A 16,481-nucleotide genomic window follows, 5' to 3' on the forward strand; every position below is an offset into this window, starting at 1 on the left:
GAAGTCGCCCGAGGGCTTGCGGCTGACGATGCTGACCGCGCCGCCGGTGGAGTTGCGGCCGAACAGCGTGCCCTGCGGGCCCTTCAGCACCTCGATGCGCTCGATGTCGAACAGGGCCGTGCCCAGGCCCTGCGAGCGGCCGAGGTAGACGCCGTCGATGTAGACGCCGACGCCGGCGTCGCGGCTGGGCTGGTTGGCGTCGAAGGGCACGATGCCGCGGATGCCGACCGTCAGGGCCGAACTGCGCGAGAAGAACGGCGCGATGCGCAGCGACGGCACGCCGCCGTCCATCAGGTCTTCCAGGCTCTGGACGTGGCGGTCGGCCAATTGCTCCCCGCCGACCACCGAGATGGAGATGGGCGTCTTCTGGAGGTTGGTCTCGCGCTTCTCGGCGGTGACGACGACTTCCGCCAGGCCGGTGGAGCGGGCCTCGTCGTCGGCGGCCTCGGCCGCCCGGGCCGATACGTTCAGGACCAGCGCGGTCGCCGCGCCGAGAAACAAGGCCGCGCGCCGTCCGCGCGTGGCGTGAGCCAGCCGAAACATTCAGAACCCCCGTCGTTTGGATCGGCGGGAGGCTTACGTTTCGAACGTGTGAACAGCGCGAAGCTTCTGTGATGAATGGATGAAGGCCGGCCCTTTCGGGTCCATCTACCCTTGATGCGGAAGGGGCGCCCAATCCGAGGGCGCGAGCGCCCGCGTTTTCATCGAACGGTCGTACAGTTCCCTTTCGCGGCCGGCGCGGCGCAGGCTAGAAGAGGGCGATGTCCGCACTCGGCAGCGACATGGCGTCGAACCGCCTGGTGGAGGTGGCCACCGCGATCACCGTCGACGGCGGCCCGTCGGCGCTGACGGCCCGGGCGCTCGCCCAGCACGCGGGCGCCAGCCCGTCGGCGGTGAACTACCATTTCGGCGGCCGCGACGGGCTGTTGGGCGAGGTCCACCGCAACCTGCGGGGCCGGCGCGAGGCCTGGCGCCGGCGGCGGCTCGCGGAGGCCACGGCGGGGTCTCCGGCCTGGGCGTTCGTCGTGGCGGCGGTGTCGGACCTGGCTTTCGCCCAGCGCGGCGAGAGCCTGGCGCTGCTGGAGTTCGAGCCGATGGCCGGCGAGGCGCCCGCCGAACTCGCCCGCGCCATCCATGACGAACACGCGGCGCAGGACCGATTCTGGGCCGAGGCCGCGCGCCGCCTCGGCGGGGACGACGGCGCGGCGCTGGTCTGGAGCCACGTGGCGCGGACCGCCACGCGGTTCGCCCTGATCGACACGACGCCGGCCCCGGCGCTGCTGTGGCTGTCGCCGGCGATGCTGCGGGTGGCCGAACGGCTCGATGGGCGGCCCACGCCCGCCGCCACCCCGTGGCTCGCCGCCGCGACCCCGCCGGGGACGCTGCCGGAGCGGCCGGCCGGCGCCCAGCGCCTGGTGGGCGCGGCGCTGCGGTTGATCGGCGAGCGGGGCCTCCACGCGGTGACGCTGCGCAGCGTCGCCCAGGCGGCGGGCCTGTCGCTGGCCTCGACCACCTACTTCTTCGAGACCAAGGCCGACATCGTCCATGCCGCCTTCACCCAGCTCCGCGACGGGATCTCCCACGCGACGCTCGACGCCGACCGGCGGGCGGGCGACGTGGGCGACGCGCTGATCGGTCCGGCGGGCGAGATGCGCTGGGAAGTGGGGGCCATGCTCGCCCTGTTCCTGGCCGGGGCGCGCAACGACGACCTGCGGCCGGTGGCGCTGAGCCTGCGCCGGCTGTCGGGCCAGACGTCGGCGGCGTGGCTGGCGCGCCATGTCGCGGGGCCCTGCGACCGGCTGGATGCGTTCATCTGGTCCTGCTTCGGAATGGGCCTGCAGGAACACCTCCTGCATCTGGCGCCCGAGGCGCGGCGGGCGACCATGGACCTGACGGGCCAACAGGCCGGCGCGCGCCTCTTTGGCATTTCCACCGACCCGGCCTGAGCGGTCCGGGCGGGCGCCTCAGCCGGCGGACAGCGCCCGGGCGGCGAGATCGCGCCAGTGACGCGCCTCGGCGCGCAGCGGACCGGGGATCTTGCCGATGCGGCGGTCCATGTCGGCGACCATCTCGCGCGCCTCGGCGGTGCGGCCCGTGTGGGCGAGGAAGGCGGCGTGACGGGCCAGGCCCTCGAACCCGGCCATGCGCTCGGAGGCCTCGACGAACGCGGCCTCGGCCTCGGCGGTGCGGCCCAGGGCGTCGTAGGCGCGCGCCAGCGCCAGGACGGCCGGCGGGGAGAACGGATCGACGGTCTCGCCGCCGGGGATCAGGTCGAGCACCTCCAGCGCCTCGGCCGGACGCCCCAACTCGAGCAGCGCCTGGGCGCGGCCGAGCAGCAGCGAGGGGTCCTCGGCGTGCACTCCCTGGGCGGCCTCGCGATAGAGGGCTTCGGCCTCGGCGTGGTGGCCAAGCCCCGCCGCGGCGGCGGCCAGGCGCGACTGGTTGCGCACGGTGGGCGTCTCGTCGCACGCCCGTTTCGCCTCGCGGTATTCGCGCCCCGGATCGAGCACGGCGCGGGTCTCGGCGGCGAAGCGCTGGGCGCGCACGCCGCCGAACAGTTCCGGGGCGACGATCGCCAAGGCGTAGATCAGCGAGCCGAACGGCAGCAGCAGGATGATCAGCAGCCACCAGTAGGGGCGGCCCGTGCGGACCACATGCACCGCCATGGCCAGCGAGAGCAGGAGGTAGAGGAGGCCGCCGCCGAGGAAGCTCATGAGCCGTCCCTCGCCAGCTTGCGCGGATCGACCTTCTCCGCGGGCGCGAGGCGCATGACCTCGGTCTGGTACTTGTCGTCCTCGCCCGCCGCCAGCAGGGGCGCGGCGTCGGCGCAGGCCTGCAGCAGGGGCTCCACCCACTTCAGGTCGGCCTTGTGGAAATCGGAGAGCACGTGGCCGTGCACCAGCGCCTTGTCGCCCGGGTGACCGGTGCCCAGCCGGGCGCGGCGGAAGTCGGGGCCGACCTGGGCGACGATGGAACGCACCCCGTTGTTGCCGGCCGCGCCGCCGCCCGTCTTCATCCGGAAACGTCCCGGCGCGAGGTCGATCTCGTCGTAGAACACGACGAGGTCCGACGGCTGCAGCTTGAAGAACTTCAGCGCCTCGCCGACCGATCGGCCGCTTTCGTTGTAGTAGCCCTGGGGTTTCAGGAGGAGCGTCCTGACAGGGCCCTGCGGCGTTTCGATGGCGCCTTCGCTGGCCAGAGCCCGGAAACGCGAACGCGCCGCGGAGAAGCCCCAGCGGCGCGCGATCTCGTCAACGGCCATGAAGCCGATGTTGTGGCGGTTCTTGGCGTAGGTCTGGCCGGGATTCCCCAGCCCCGCGATGATGAGCACGCGCGGCCCCCGCGAAAGGGGCGAGGATTATTCCTCGCCGGCCTCTTCGGCGGCTTCGCCTTCTTCACCCTCGGCGGCGGTCTCGGTCTTGGAGCCGGCGATCGAGGCGACGACCAGTTCCGGGTCCAGGGCGGTCGAGACCTTGGCGGGCAGCTTCAGGTCGCTGACGCGGATCGTGGCGCCGATCTCCAGGCCCTCCAGGTCGACCACGATCTCCTCGGGGATCGAATCGGCCGAGCAGGAGACGGCCACGGTGTGCAGCACCACGGCGAGGTTGCCGCCGCGCTTCAGGCCCGGGGCGGTTTCCTGGTGGGCGAAGTGCACCGGCACGTCGATGGTGATCTGCTGGTGCTCGTCGACCCGGTAGAGGTCGAAGTGCCACGGCTCATCGGTGACCGGATGCATGTCGACCGCCTTGGCGATCACCGGCTGGGTCTCCTTGCCGTACTTCAGGGTCACGAGGTGGCCCAGCAGCTTGCCCGTGTAGAGCGCCTTGCGGAACTCGTTCGACTTCACCGCGATCGCGACAGGGTCCTTGTCGCCGCCGTAGAGGACGCCCGGCACCTTGCCGGCGCGACGGACTTCACGCGCGTTACCCGTTCCGGTCTTTTCGCGCACTTCGACGTTCAAAACGATCTCGGCCATGGCCTTGCCTCAAAACGAAGGCGCCGCGCGGCTCTCGCGCGCGGCGACGGAATTCCTGTGACCGATCCGGTCCGAAAGGTGGGCGTAGATACACAAAACGCCCGGCGGGCGCAACGGCGCCGTTGGCGCGCGTTCAGCTCTTCTTCTTGGTCTTGCGCGCCGGGGGCTTTTTCTTCTTCGCCGGATAGCCCTTGTCGACCGACTCCTGGGTAGGCACGAAGCGCGGCTCGTAGGGCTCGGGCAGCCCCGAGGCGCGGATCAGGCAGCGCCCGGTGTCCATCATGGCGTGCTGGCCCAGGCAGAAGATGTCCTCGTAGTTCGGCCGCGCGACCGCCAGGCACTGATAGAGGTTGAGCTTCGACGAGCGCATGCAGCCGCCGACATTCGGCTCTTCCATCAGGCCGAGCACGGTTTCGAGATGGTCGTCGCCCGCCTGGCCCAGGGCCGCCAGGGCGGCGATGGCGAGGCCGCGCACGACGGTCGGCGTATAGGGCTGGGCCACGGGATAGGCGGTGAGGCCGAGCACCGGGGCGCCGCTCGAGGCCTGCATGAGCTGGGCGGTCTCGCCGGCGTCGCCGACCATGGCCGAGGACGACAGCGACTTGGCGCCGGCCAGGCGTTCGTCGCGGCCGATCACGTCCTTCTTCGACCAGGCCTGACGCTGGAGGTCGTAGGCCGACTGCTTGACCGCCTTGCCCTCGTCGTAGAGCGCCTGGGCCTGGCCGCCGAGGCCGGCGACGACGAGGCCGGCGGCGCTGTCGACGCCCGGCAGGCCGAGCACGTAGCGGGGGTTGCTCAGCAGTTCGTAGGTCACCTGCTGACGGGTCGCCGGATCCTTGGCGTACTGGCGCACGCCGTCGACGAAGGTCTTGTCCTGCAGGGCCGCCACCGCGGCGTAGGCGATGGCGCCGCGGACCAGCTGGCCCGGCTCGTAGGAGGCGCCCTCGCGCAGGGACTTGGCCACCCCTTCGCCGTCGGCGAAGTCCGGCGTGATGGCCGTGGCGCGGACCATGTAGAACCGATAAGCGCTGGCCAGCTCCACCAGCTTGGGCGACAGGGCCACGCTGGGCGGCGCAGGCGGCGGGGGCGGGGCGATCTCGGGCGGCGGCTCGGCGCAGGCGGCGGCCACGGCGGCGGCGAGGGCGATCCCGATCCAGGGCTTCAGTCGTGCGCGACGCGGCATCAGGCGGCCTCCCTCTGCGTGGAGTGGTTCTTCCGTGTTCCGCCCCCGAAACACCCTGCCATAACCGGCGTCGCGCGATCTGGGCAAGCAGGGCCGGCCCGATATCGCGCCAGCGGGCGCCGCTCAGTCGAAGAGCTTCGACACGCTCTCCTCGTTGGCGATGCGGCGGATCGCCTCGGCCACCAGCCGCGCGCAGGAGACCCGGCGGATCTTGGGCTCGGCCGACACCTCGTCGGAGGCCTCGATCGAATCGCTGATCACCAGCTCCTTGAGCACCGAGTTCTTCACCCGGTCGACGGCGGCCCCGGAGAGCACCCCGTGGATGACGTAGGCCGAGACCTCGATCGCGCCGGCGTCGATCAGCGACTGGGCGGCGTTGCAGAGGGTGCCAGCCGAATCGACGATGTCGTCATAGAGGATCAGGCGGCGGCCCTGGACGTCGCCGATGATGTTGGCGACCTCGGACTTGCCGGGCGCCGGGCGGCGCTTGTCGACGATCGCCAGGTCGGCGTTGAGGCGGCTGGCCACGGCCAGGGCGCGCACGACCCCGCCCACGTCGGGCGAGACGATCAGCAGCTCGCTGGACCTGTCGTAGTTGTCCTTGATGTCGCCCGCGATCAGCGGCGCGGCCAGGAGGTTGTCGGTGGGGATGTCGAAGAAGCCCTGGATCTGGCCGGAGTGCAGATCCATGGTCAGCACCCGGTCGGCCCCGGCCCGGGTGATGAGGTTGGCCACCAGCTTGGCCGAGATGGGCGTGCGCCCGCCGGTCTTCCGATCCTGCCGCGCATAGCCGAAGTAGGGCATCACCGCCGTGATCCGCCGCGCCGACGCGCGCTTCAGCGCATCGATGCAGATCAGCAGCTCCATCAGGTGGTCGTTGGCCGGATAGCTGGTGGACTGCAGCACGAAGACGTCCTCGCCGCGGACGTTCTCGTCGATGGTGACCCAGACCTCGTTGTCGGCGAAACGCTTCACCTGGGCCCGCGTCAGCGGCAGGTCGAGATGGCTGGCGACGGCCTGCGCCAGAGTGCGATTCGAGTTGCCGGCCAGCAGCTTCATCGGACCCCCCAGGACCATATTGTCGCGATGCGCGCGCTTCTATGCAGCGCCATCGCCCGAGTCCACCCCTCGCGGCTAGAGCAGGACGATGGCCGACAGCAGCCGGCCGTAGTCGGGTTCGCCCTGCTTGAACGCCCGCCGGTTGGAGAAGAACAGGTCGGCCTCGGCGCAGGTGTCGCGGCCGATCCACTCGCAGGCGGCGATTCCGGCGGCCCGCAGCCGCGCGAGCACGAAGGCGGGCAGGTCGAACTGGCGCTTCTCGTCGTTGGCGCCCGGCCCGAAGAAGCGGGCGTAGGCCGGATCGGCGTCGGTGAAGCGGGCCACATATTCCAGGCCCACCTCGTAGCTGGCCGGGCCAATGCAAGGACCGACGGCGGCCACGATCCGATCCCGCCGCGCGCCGAGGCCCTCCATCCTGGCGATGGCCGCTTCGGCGACGCCGGTGAGCGCGCCCTTCCAGCCGGCGTGGGCGGCGCCCACGACCCGCGCCTCGGCGTCGGCCAGCAGGATCGGGGCGCAGTCGGCGGCCAGGGCGCCGCAGATCACCCCCGGCGTCGCGGTGGCCACGCCGTCGACCTCCGGCGGTCGGTCCGGCCAGGCGCCCGTGACGGCGACCGCCTCGGCCGAGTGCACCTGATAGGCTGTGACCAGCGTTCCGCCGAGATGGGCCGCGGCGCGCCGGCGGTTCTCGGCCACGGCGGCGGGATCGTCGTTCGAGCCCTGGCCGACGTTCAGGCTGGCGTAGATTCCCTCCGACACGCCGCCCTGGCGCGTGAAGAACGCGTGGCGCACGCCCGGCAGGTCGAGCAGCGGCGAGGTCAGGACGGGGAGTTCAGGCACTCAGGCTTCCTCGAAGGCAGGCGGGACCCAGCCGGGTGAGTGGACGCAGCAGGCCTTGAAGAGTTCCCCCATCTGGTCGCCGCCGACCAGCCGGTGGAGCTGGCGACCGATCACGGCGGCCTTGTCGGGGCGGGCGCGGACCAGGGCTTCGGTGCGCTCGCCGATCCCGAGCCGGGCGAGGAACGCGGCCTGGGTAAAGATGGCGGACTCGGCGCCCTCGCGCTCGGCGGCCGCCATCACGGCGGGGAAGTCGGCGTGGACCGTGAGGTCGGCCTCGCCGGGGCAGGCCAGGGGATCGACCTTCTCATGGCGGCGGAGCGCCTGAAGCGTGTCGCCGAAGCCGGGCGTGTCGCGGCCGTAGTCGATCAGCAGGGCCGCGCCGCCGTCGCGGACGAGCCGTTCGCCGAGGAGGGCGCCGAGGGCTTCCTGGGCCGCCGAGACCTCGAAGACCGCGCCGTCGCGGGCGTCGGGCGGCGCGGCTGACGCCGGGACCAGCCCGAAGGCGAGATCGCCGTCCGGGTCCAGGCCCACCACCTGCTCCATCCAGCCGGTCGCGGTGCGGACGAACTGGCGCGCGGGCAGGCAGTCCAGGAGCTCGTTGGCGATCAGCAGCATCGGCCGGCCCGCCGGGACGTCGTCGAGGGAGTCCGCCCAGGCCACGGCCTCGCCCAGCCGCTGCCGCTGGAGGTCCCGCAGCGGGCCGGAGGTCTCGACCAGCCAGACCACGGCGGCTTCGCGGAAGCCGGGGAGGGCGCGGCCGGCGCGCAGGACGTCCTCCATCAGCGTGCCGTCGCCCGGGCCCATCTCCACCAGCAGGAAGGGATCGGGCTCGCCCATCAGCCGCCAGGCCGAGGCGGCCCAGACGCCGATCAGTTCGCCGAACATCTGGCTGACCAGGGGCGCGGTGATGAAGTCGCCGCCGGCCCCCAGCGCCGGCCGCGTGGCGTAGTAGCCGTCCTGCGGATCGTGCAGGCAGGCGGTCATGTACTGGGCGATCGTCAGCGGCCCGGTCTGGGCGATCTGGGCCGCCAGCCGCGCCTTGAGGCCGGCGCTCACGCCTGTTTGGGCGCGGGCTGGCCGGCGAGCGGGGCCTCCTCGGCGGGGAGGGCCGCGGGCATCGGCTCACGCATGCCGCGCCAGATCAGGAAGGCGCCGCCGAAGATCATGGGGATCGACAGGATCATCCCCATGGTCAGGCCGAAGGGGAAGTTCGGCATGCCGACGTCGGGCTCGCGCACGTTCTCGATGGCGATGCGGAAGAGGGCGTAGAAGACCAGGAAGACGCCCACGATCACGCCGCGGCGGTTGCCCAGCTTCGCCACATGGGTCGCCCAGCGCAGGATGAGGAACAGGATCAGGCCCTCGAAGGCCGCCTCGTAGAGTTGGCTGGGATGGCGCGGCATGGAGCCGGCGGGGCAGTAGCCGTAGGTCTTCACGATCTGCTCGTTGCAGAACACCATGCCCCAGGGCAGATCGGTGGGGCGGCCCCAGAGCTCGCCGTTGATGAAGTTGGCGATGCGGCCGAGGAAGTGGCCGATCGGATAGGCGGCGCAGACCACGTCGGCCATGCGCAGCAGGTCGAGCTTGTTGCGCCAGGCGAAGGCGATCATCGCGATGGAGACGCCGATGACGCCCCCGTGGAAGCTCATGCCGCCTTCCCAGACCTTCACGATGCCGATCGGGTTCTGCCAGATCATGGCGGGCGTGTAGAAGATGACGTGCCCCAGGCGGCCGCCCAGGATCACGCCCAGCGCGATCCAGAGGATCAGGTCGTCCATCTGCTCGGGCGAGAAGGGCGCGGGGCGGTTCGTCCAGAGCTTCTTGTTGCGCAGCAGGCCTGTGGCGTATCGCCACCCCAGGAGGATGCCCGCGACGTAGGCCAGGGCGTACCAGCGGATGGCGAAAGGCCCGATGTGGACGAGGATCGGGTCGATGTTGGGGAATTGCACGTCGGGCTCCGCTCCGGCACCTGCGATGGGACTTAGACGAGAAGCCCTTCGCTTTCATCCCCCGAAAGGCCATATAGGGCGCGTGGCGGCCCGCCCGCGCGAAAGACCCAAGGAATGCAGACCCAGAATCCGATCCTCGACGAGATCGCCCGCCTGACCACCGCCGCCATGGGCCTGGCCCAGGCCGCCGGCGAGGAAGCCAAGGCGGCGTTCCGCAGCCAGAGCGACCGGCTGGTGGCCGAGCTCGATCTGGTCCGCCGCGAGGACCACGACGCGCTGAAGGCCGAGGTCGCCGCGCTTCGGGCCGAGCTGGAGGCGCTCAAGGCGCCGGCCAAGCCTGCGCGCAAGACCAAGCCGAAGGCCTAGGCCCTGCGCACGGGACGCGAATGCGGCTCGCCCGCGACAAGAACGCGCTGACACAACTCTCAAGAAACAGTTTAGGTTCGACTTCACGGACGATTCGAGGGCGGCGTTCCGTTCCCGGTCCGAGTCGATAAGGGGTCGTAATGGACACCTCGCAGACCGATGAAAATCTCGTCCTGACGAACGATCCGCTCGACGTGGTCGAGCACGTTCTGACCGCCGAAAACCTGCCCTTCGACCGGACCGAGGACGGCGATCTCGCCTTCACCCTCGCCGGCGACTGGAAGGACTACGAGCTGTGGTTCGCTTGGCGCCCCGAGGGCGACACGCTGCAGCTCTGCCTGTCGATGGACCTGGTGGTGCCGCGCGCCCAGCGCCAGACGGCGCTTGAGCTGATCGGTACGATCAATCCCCGCGTCTGGCTGGGCCACTTCGAGCTGTGGGAGGAAGGCGAGATCATCTTCCGCCACGGCATGGCGCTGATGACCGGCGAGCAGCCGAGCCTGGCCCAGGCCGCGGCGATGATCGACGTGGCCGTCGAGGCCGCCGACCGCTTCTTCCCGGCGTACGACTTCCTGCTGCGCGGCGCCAAGACCCCGCAGGAGGCCATCGCCGCCTGCATGTTCGAGACCGTCGGCGAGGCCTAGAGCCCGTCAGGGTGAAGTGGATATCGGTTCACCCGCCCGGACGGGCTCCATATGCTTGAAGATCGAGCCTTCTCGTCCGGATCAGGTGGGCCCACCTGATCCGGGAAGGCTCTAGTCGCCCGGCCTCGCGGGCCTGCGGCAAATCGCAGCGCGGGGCGGTGTCAGCTCAACCCTGGGGTGGTGGTCGGTGACGGCCGTGCGCCAGGCCCGGACGGGCCACAACTCCCGCGAGACATAGGCCCCGGCGCCGTTAGGCAATCGGCAACGCGCACCCGCCATGGGTCGCGCATGCGCGTTCCCAACCGCGACATTCTTATCGGCTCGGCCGTCTCCGGCCTGATCGGCTTGTCGTCGGCTGTCCTGCTGGTGGTGACCGGGGCTCCGCCGCCGGATCCGCACGAGGCCGCCGGGGTTTTCCCGCCCTGGTGGAGCCGCGGCCGGGTGTTCGCCGCCGCCGGCGAGGCCGGCGCGGTCCGTGATCTGGGCGCGGTTCCCTTCATCGTCGTCGTCCGCGACCCGGAAGGTCGCGCGCCCCAGCGACTTCGACGGGCCGGGGCCCTGTTTTCTGTTTCGCCGGCGGGCACAGCCGCCTGCCTCAACTGAGAGACCGACGTGTTCGAGACCATTGACGAGCAGCGACGCTTCACCGACCGGATCATCCTCTGGTGCCTGTGGCTGCTCGCGCCGATCGTGTGCGCCAGCGCGGCCTTCACCCACGGCGCCTGGCTGGCGTTGGGGCTCGCCGCGAGCGGGGCGGCGGCGGGCGCCACGATCGTCCGGCGCCTGACGGGCGAGGGGCCGGTCGCGCGGGTCACCGCCAGCGTGGCGCTGATGGCCTCGATCTCGCTCCAGGTGGCCGCCTTCGCGGGCCATCCGTGGCAGATCGACATGCACATGGCCTACTTCGCCTGCCTGGCGATGCTCATCGGCTACTGTGACTGGCGGGCGATCGCCGCGGCGACGACCGTCGTGGCGGTCCACCACCTGCTGCTGTCGTTCGTGCTGCCGGCGGCGGTGTTCCCGGGCGGGGGCGACATCGGCCGCGTCCTGATCCACGCCGTGATCCTGCTGCTCGAGGCCGGCGTGCTGATCTGGGCGGGGGCCAGCATCAACTCGATGTTCCTGCGCTCGACCACGGCGCTCGCCGCCGCCTCCGAGGCGCGTGACCGGGCCGAGGCCGCCAGCCGCGAGGCCGAGGCCGCCCGCACGGGCGAAGCCGCCGCCGCCGAGGAGCGCGCGACCCTTCAACGCGCGTCCGACGCCGAGGCCCAGGCGGTCGTCGCCGCGCTCGCTGAGGCGCTGGAGCGGCTCGCGGCCGGGGACCTCTCCCACCGCATCACGGCCCAGGTGCCTGACCGCTATGGCCAGTTGAAGCGCGACTTCAACGCCGCCGCCGAGCAGCTCGGCTCGACGGTGCGCACCATTGTCGCCGTGAACGCCGGCGTGCGCGGCAGCATCGGCGAGATCGCCCGCGCGGCCGGCGAACTGTCGCGCCGCACCGAAGGGCAGGCCGCGACCCTGGAGCAGACCGCCGCGGCGCTCGACGAGATCACCGGCGCCGTCCGCCGCACCGCCAGCGACGCGGGTCGCGCGCGCGGCGTCGTGGGCGCGGCGCGGACCCACGCCGAGGAGTCGGGCCAGGTGGTCAAGGCGGCCATCGACGCCATGAACGCCATCGAAGGCTCGTCCAAGCAGATCAGCCAGATCATCGGGGTGATCGACGAGATCGCGTTCCAGACCAACCTGCTGGCGCTCAACGCCGGGGTGGAAGCCGCCCGGGCCGGCGACGCCGGCAAGGGCTTCGCCGTGGTCGCCTCAGAGGTCCGGGCCCTGGCCCAGCGTTCGGCCGAGGCCGCCAAGGAGATCAAGGACCTGATCGCAAACTCGGCCGCCCAGGTGGGCGAGGGGGTGGATCTGGTCGGCCGGACCGGCGAGGCGCTGCAGCGGATCATGTCCGAGGTGGGCGAGATCAATGGGGTGATCGCCGAGATCGCCAACTCCGCCGACCAGCAGGCGACGGGCCTCAAGGAAGTGAATAGCGCCGTGGGCGGTCTCGACCAGATGACCCAGCAGAACGCCGCCATGGTCGAGGAGGCCACCGCGGCGGCCCAATCGCTGACCGGCGACGCCGAGCGGCTGACGCAACTGGTCGCCGCCTTCCAGGTGGGCGCGGGCGATGGGCCCGTGGCGGCGGAGGGGCGGCGCAAGGCCGCCTGATCCCGGCTGCGGGGTTTTGCCGCCGCCGCGGCGCGGCTAAAGGTCGGGCCGAGGAAGGATCCCGCGGCCATGATCACACCCATACTGATGCTGGGCGCCGGGCGCATGGGCGGCGCGATGGTGGAGGGCTGGCTGGCGGCCGGCGCGTTCGCCGCCTCGGACCTGATGATCCGCGATCCCCATCCCGGCCCGGCGGCGCTGGCGGCGCAGGCCGCCGGGGCCGCGCTGAATCCGCCGGAAGGCGACCTGGCCAACGCCCGCACGGTGGTGCTGGCCGTGAAGCCCCAGATGTGGCGCGAGGCGGCGGCCGAGGCCGCGCCGTGGCTGGGCTCGGGCGCGGTGATCGTCTCGATCTGCGCGGGCGTCCGGGCGGACGACATCGCCCGTGAGTTCGGCGGACGGCCCGTCGGGCGCGTCATGCCGACGACGGCCGCGGCGATCGGCCAGGGCACGGCGAGCCTGTACGCCGACGATCCCGCCGCGCTCGCCCGCGCGCACGCCCTGTTCGAGCCGCTGGGTGCGGTGGTCGACCTGAACGACGAGGCCCTGATGCACGCCGCCACCGCGGTCTCCGGCTCGGCGCCGGCCTATCTCTATGCGTTCATCGAGGCGCTGGAGGCCGCGGGCGCCCAGGCGGGCCTTCCGCCGGACGACGCCCGACGCCTGGCGCGCTCGACCCTGACCGGAGCCGCGGCCCTGCTGGCGCGCACGGGGGAGGATCCGGCCGAGCTTCGCCGCCAGGTCACCTCGCCGGGGGGAACCACGGCGGCGGCGCTGGAGGTGCTGATGGGCGAGGCGGGACTGCCGCCGCTGCTGCGCGAGGCCGTGGCCGCCGCCGCGCGCCGGTCACGCGAACTCGGGAGCTAGAGCCTTCCCGGATCAGGTGGGATCACCTGATCCGGACAAGAAGGCTCGATCTTCAAGAGTGTAGAGCCCGTCCGGGCGGGTGAACCGGTTCCCACTTCACCCTGACGGGCTCTAGTTCCGCGTCCACTTCTGGGCCTGGCAGACCATCAGGATGCAGCCTTCCACCTTGAGGGCGCCGTCGGGGCGGATCGACAGCTTGCTGTCGTAGGTCTTGCCGGCCTCCGGATCGTAGATCTTGCCGCCGCTCCAGCGGCCGGCCCCGGCCGGCTTGAAGCCCCACAGCATGGGCAGGCCCAGGATCGTGCGGGTGCGCAACGCCGGATCGGGGTTGTTGGCGTCCTTGGCCTTGGCGTCCTCGGGACGGCGCAGCCAGGTGATCTGGCCACAGAGGCGCTCGAGCTGGTTCGGGCAGGGGGCGATGCGCACCTTGCCGCTGCCGCTCTGGGTCAGCCATTCGCCCTCCACGGGATCGGCGGCGAGGGCCGGCGTCGCGGCGAGCGCAAGGCTGGCGAGGACGGCGGCGTGCGGAAGGGCGCGCATGGGAGGCTCCGAATCTGGCGAGGCGAAGCTTGGCGGGGCTCCGTGAACCGCGTGTGAACGGCGTTCCCCGGGTCAGCCGGGCAGGCGCACCACCGCCCGCAGGCCGCCCAGCGGGGAGCGGTCCAGCAGGATGTCGCCGCCGTGGCCGCGGGCGACGTCGCGGGCGATCGCCAGCCCCAGGCCGACGCCCTTGACGTTCTGGTTGCGGCTCTCGTCCAGGCGCGCGAAGGCCTTGAAGGCGTCCTCGTACTGTTCGGCCGGGATGCCGGGGCCGTTGTCGTCCACCACGATCTCCAGCGCGCCGGCGGCGGCCCGGCGCGCGGCCACCTCGACGCGGTCGCCGTGGGCGGCGGCGTTCATCACGAGGTTGGAGAGCGCCCGCTTCAGGGCGTTGGGCCGCGCCGTGGCCGCCAGGTCGGGATCGACCTTCACCTCCACCTGGGCGCCCAGCCGCCGCGCGCCTTCGCTGACGGCCTCGATGAGCGGGCGCAGCCGCACGGGCTCGGCCGCCTCGCCGCCCTCGCCACGGGCGAAGGCGAGGTATTCGTCGATCATGTGCTCCATGTCGGCGAGATCGCGCTTCATCTCGGCGGTGCGCCGGGAGGGCTCGGCCAGGGCGAGGGTCAGCTTCAGGCGGGTGAGCGGGGTGCGCAGGTCGTGGCTGACCGAGGCCAGCAGGGCCGTCCGCTGCTCGATGTGGCGCTGGATGCGGGCGCGCATGTCGAGGAAGGCGCTGGCGGCGCGGCGAACCTCCTTGGCGCCGTGCGGCTTGAACGTGGGCGTGTCGGCGCCGCGCCCGAACGCCTCGGCGGCGTTGGCCAGGCGTTCGATGGCGCGCACCTGGTTGCGGATGAACAGGATGGCGATGGCGGTCAGCAGCACGGTGGCCACGGTCATCCAGAGCACGAAGATGTGGCCCTGGGTGGCGAAGGCGCGCTCGCGCGGCGCCAGGATGCGCATGACCCCGCCCTGCACGGCCACGCGGATGTCGACGTAGGCGGGGTAGCGGGTGGTGTCGAACCAGAACGGATCGTCCAGCCGCTCGGTCAGCGCCCGGTTCAGCGATCGGTCGATGGGGGCGAAGAACGGCTCGAACAGCACCGGCGGGTCGCGCCGCCGCGCCGGCAGCTGGCGGCCCGGCTGCAGGGCGATGGAGAGGCTCATGGACTCCTCGGCCCGCTGCGACAGGCGCGCGAACGTCTGCGGGGTCGGGTCTTCCTTGTAGCTCTCGACGGCCCAGGCGATGTCGCCGGCGAGGCCCTCGGAAAGCCGCGCCGTCACGGTCTGCCAGTGGGCGTCGAAGAAGACGTAGGTGACGGCGATCTGCATCAGCGCCACCGGCAGGACGATGATCAGCAGCGACCGGCCGAACAGCGTGCCGGGCAGCCGGCGCTTCAGCCAGCGCAGGAGGACCCGGCCGGAGGAGGGGAGCTTCATCCTAGAGCTCCTCCCCTGCGCGCGGCGCAGGGGAGGGGGACCATGCGAAGCATGGTGGAGGGGGCGTGAGGCCCTGCCGCCCAAAGTTCGTATCCCGCGCCCCCTCCGTCTCGGCGCGGCGCGCCGAGCCACCTCCCCCGTCGGCTGCGCCACGGGGGAGGAGCGTGTGTGGCTCGCGTTCCCTGCCGCCCATCAGTCGGGCGCCAGTCGGTAGCCGACGCCGCGGACGGTCTGCAGATAGCGGGGCGCCTTCGGGTCGTCCTCGATCTTGCGGCGCAGCCGGGTGACCTGGACGTCGACGGCCCGGCCGGAGGGATCGACCTCTTCGCCCGCGAGGTCCATGCGGTCGACGGCCTCGTGCGGGGTCCGGGCGAGCTGGCGCAGCAGGGTGGTTTCGGCCTCGGTGAGGCGCACCGGCTCGCCGCCGCAGGTCAGCTCGCCGCGATCGGCGTCGAACGCGCAGCGGCCCAGCGACAGCACGCCGTTGGCGGCCGGCCGGCCGCCGGCGCGGCGCAGGATGGCCTCGATCCGCAGCAGCAGCTCCTCGGGCTCGAACGGCTTGCCGAGGTAGTCGTCGGCGCCCAGGCGCAATCCCTCGATCCGGTCGCCGGCCTCGCCGCGGGCGGTCAGCATCAGGACGGGGGTGCGCCCCGAGGCGCCGCGCTGGTCGCGCAGCCAGCGGGTGAGCGAGAAGCCGTCCTCGCCCGGCATCATCACGTCGAACACGGCCAGGTCGAAGTCGAGGGAGCCCAGCAGCCGCCGGGCGGCGGCCCCGCCCGAGGCGGCGGTGACGCGGAAGCCCGCGCGCGTGAGGTACTCCTTGAGCAGGTCGCGGATCCGGTCGTCGTCGTCGACCACCAGCAGGTGCCGGCCGCGCGGCGGAGAGTCGGAAAGGCTCATGGGAGTCCCCCGCTTGCGGCGCGGCTGCGCGTGCGCCCGCCGGCCATGGCGGCCAGTATGGCCCTGGCGCCCGCCACTCCGTCCAGTCCCGCCATGCGATAGGCGCGCACGAGCTGTCCGCGCAGGCGTTCGGTGATCTGGGTCTCGAAGGCCTCGCCCCGGGCGGTGAGGACCGCGCTGCGCCGTCGGCCGTCGACGTCGCCCGCCTGCTTCTCGACCAGGCCCTTGGCGGCCAGGTCGACGAGGATGCGGCTGGCCGCCTGTTTCGACAGGCTGGTGAGATGGGCGAGCTCCTGCACGCCCACGCCCGGGCGCCGGCGGAGCAGGAAGGCGGCCCGCCAGTGGGAGCGCCCAAGGCCGAGGTCTTCCTCCGCCAGGCCCTGATCGACGGCGGCCCAGAGTGCGGCTTCGGCGAGCAGCAGCAGCTCCAGGCCCGCGTCGAGCTCCTCGTCGCGCAGGATCAGTCGAGCGTCGGCCGGCGCGCTCACCGGCGAGGGTCCAAT

The 16,481-nt window shown here is 72.1% G+C and carries 19 protein-coding genes; 6 read left to right on the forward strand and 13 right to left on the reverse strand.

The annotated features are described in order from the left end of the window. Positions 1–543, reverse strand: a 543-nt coding sequence (locus GC203_RS10820) for a TonB-dependent receptor (RefSeq protein ID WP_293454146.1), incomplete at its 3' end; no start/stop codon positions are given. Positions 544–761: 218 nt separating this feature from the next. Between GC203_RS10820 and GC203_RS10825 the strand changes: the two genes are divergently transcribed. Continuing rightward, positions 762–1,946, forward strand: a complete 1,185-nt coding sequence (locus GC203_RS10825) for a TetR family transcriptional regulator (RefSeq protein ID WP_293454149.1) — start codon at positions 762–764, stop codon at positions 1,944–1,946. Between the two features lie 18 nt (positions 1,947–1,964). Here the strand turns inward: GC203_RS10825 and GC203_RS10830 are convergent, their stop codons facing one another. The 8 genes from GC203_RS10830 to lgt form a co-directional block, all read right to left on the reverse strand. Further along, positions 1,965–2,714, reverse strand: coding sequence for a tetratricopeptide repeat protein (locus GC203_RS10830; protein ID WP_293454151.1), 750 nt, complete (start codon positions 2,712–2,714; stop codon positions 1,965–1,967). Beyond that, positions 2,711–3,331: an aminoacyl-tRNA hydrolase gene (gene pth, locus GC203_RS10835; protein ID WP_293454153.1), complete on the reverse strand. Its 621-nt coding sequence runs from the start codon at positions 3,329–3,331 to the stop codon at positions 2,711–2,713. The genes GC203_RS10830 and pth overlap by 4 nt, the downstream gene beginning before the upstream one ends. 27 nt (positions 3,332–3,358) lie before the next feature. Further along, positions 3,359–3,976: a 50S ribosomal protein L25/general stress protein Ctc gene (locus GC203_RS10840; RefSeq protein ID WP_293454155.1), complete on the reverse strand. Its 618-nt coding sequence runs from the start codon at positions 3,974–3,976 to the stop codon at positions 3,359–3,361. A 133-nt stretch (positions 3,977–4,109) separates the two neighbouring features. Further along, on the reverse strand, positions 4,110–5,159 hold the full coding sequence (locus tag GC203_RS10845) for a hypothetical protein (RefSeq protein WP_293454158.1): 1,050 nt from the start codon (positions 5,157–5,159) through the stop codon (positions 4,110–4,112). A 123-nt stretch (positions 5,160–5,282) separates the two neighbouring features. After that, complete coding sequence (locus GC203_RS10850) at positions 5,283–6,218, reverse strand: ribose-phosphate pyrophosphokinase (protein ID WP_293454161.1); 936 nt, start codon at positions 6,216–6,218, stop codon at positions 5,283–5,285. A 75-nt stretch (positions 6,219–6,293) separates the two neighbouring features. After that, the gene (pgeF, locus tag GC203_RS10855) at positions 6,294–7,058 is read right to left on the reverse strand and encodes a peptidoglycan editing factor PgeF (RefSeq protein ID WP_293454163.1); all 765 of its coding nucleotides are present in this window, start codon (positions 7,056–7,058) and stop codon (positions 6,294–6,296) included. Next, positions 7,059–8,114, reverse strand: a complete 1,056-nt coding sequence (locus GC203_RS10860; RefSeq protein ID WP_293454164.1) for a class I SAM-dependent methyltransferase — start codon at positions 8,112–8,114, stop codon at positions 7,059–7,061. It abuts the gene before it with no gap. Then, positions 8,111–9,007 (reverse strand): prolipoprotein diacylglyceryl transferase, encoded by an 897-nt coding sequence (gene lgt, locus GC203_RS10865; RefSeq protein ID WP_293454165.1) that lies wholly within the window; start codon positions 9,005–9,007, stop codon positions 8,111–8,113. The genes GC203_RS10860 and lgt overlap by 4 nt, the downstream gene beginning before the upstream one ends. A 114-nt stretch (positions 9,008–9,121) precedes the next feature. On the opposite strand from lgt, the gene GC203_RS10870 reads away from it, so the two are divergent. The 5 genes from GC203_RS10870 (at position 9,122) to proC (ending at position 13,101) form a co-directional block, all read left to right on the forward strand. Next, positions 9,122–9,373 carry an accessory factor UbiK family protein gene (locus GC203_RS10870; RefSeq protein ID WP_293454167.1) on the forward strand — a complete coding sequence of 84 codons (252 nt, stop codon included), beginning with the start codon at positions 9,122–9,124 and terminating at the stop codon, positions 9,371–9,373. Between the two features lie 140 nt (positions 9,374–9,513). Next, positions 9,514–10,017: a YbjN domain-containing protein gene (locus tag GC203_RS10875; RefSeq protein ID WP_293454170.1), complete on the forward strand. Its 504-nt coding sequence runs from the start codon at positions 9,514–9,516 to the stop codon at positions 10,015–10,017. Positions 10,018–10,305: 288 nt separating this feature from the next. Further along, positions 10,306–10,620, forward strand: coding sequence for a hypothetical protein (locus GC203_RS10880; protein ID WP_293454172.1), 315 nt, complete (start codon positions 10,306–10,308; stop codon positions 10,618–10,620). 9 nt (positions 10,621–10,629) lie between these two features. Next, positions 10,630–12,234, forward strand: a complete 1,605-nt coding sequence (locus tag GC203_RS10885) for a HAMP domain-containing methyl-accepting chemotaxis protein (RefSeq protein WP_293454174.1) — start codon at positions 10,630–10,632, stop codon at positions 12,232–12,234. 72 nt (positions 12,235–12,306) lie between these two features. After that, positions 12,307–13,101 carry a pyrroline-5-carboxylate reductase gene (proC, locus tag GC203_RS10890; protein ID WP_293454826.1) on the forward strand — a complete coding sequence of 265 codons (795 nt, stop codon included), beginning with the start codon at positions 12,307–12,309 and terminating at the stop codon, positions 13,099–13,101. A 111-nt stretch (positions 13,102–13,212) separates the two neighbouring features. On the opposite strand, the gene GC203_RS10895 is transcribed toward proC, so the two are convergent. The 4 genes from GC203_RS10895 to GC203_RS10910 all read right to left on the reverse strand — a co-directional run bounded on the left by GC203_RS10895 (position 13,213) and on the right by GC203_RS10910 (position 16,466). Beyond that, entirely contained in the window at positions 13,213–13,641 is a 429-nt protein-coding gene (locus GC203_RS10895; protein WP_293454176.1) for a DUF2147 domain-containing protein, read from the reverse strand. A gap of 72 nt (positions 13,642–13,713) precedes the next feature. Continuing rightward, positions 13,714–15,078 carry an ATP-binding protein gene (locus GC203_RS10900; protein ID WP_293454178.1) on the reverse strand — a complete coding sequence of 455 codons (1,365 nt, stop codon included), beginning with the start codon at positions 15,076–15,078 and terminating at the stop codon, positions 13,714–13,716. 192 nt (positions 15,079–15,270) lie between these two features. Then, complete coding sequence (locus tag GC203_RS10905; protein WP_293454180.1) at positions 15,271–15,978, reverse strand: response regulator; 708 nt, start codon at positions 15,976–15,978, stop codon at positions 15,271–15,273. Beyond that, positions 15,975–16,466, reverse strand: coding sequence for a MarR family transcriptional regulator (locus GC203_RS10910; protein ID WP_293454182.1), 492 nt, complete (start codon positions 16,464–16,466; stop codon positions 15,975–15,977). Before GC203_RS10910 ends, GC203_RS10905 begins: the two co-directional genes overlap by 4 nt. Positions 16,467–16,481 lie beyond the last annotated feature (15 nt).

Source organism: Phenylobacterium sp. (assembly GCF_016124325.1).
In the GTDB taxonomy this organism is placed as follows: Bacteria; Pseudomonadota; Alphaproteobacteria; order Caulobacterales; family Caulobacteraceae; genus Phenylobacterium.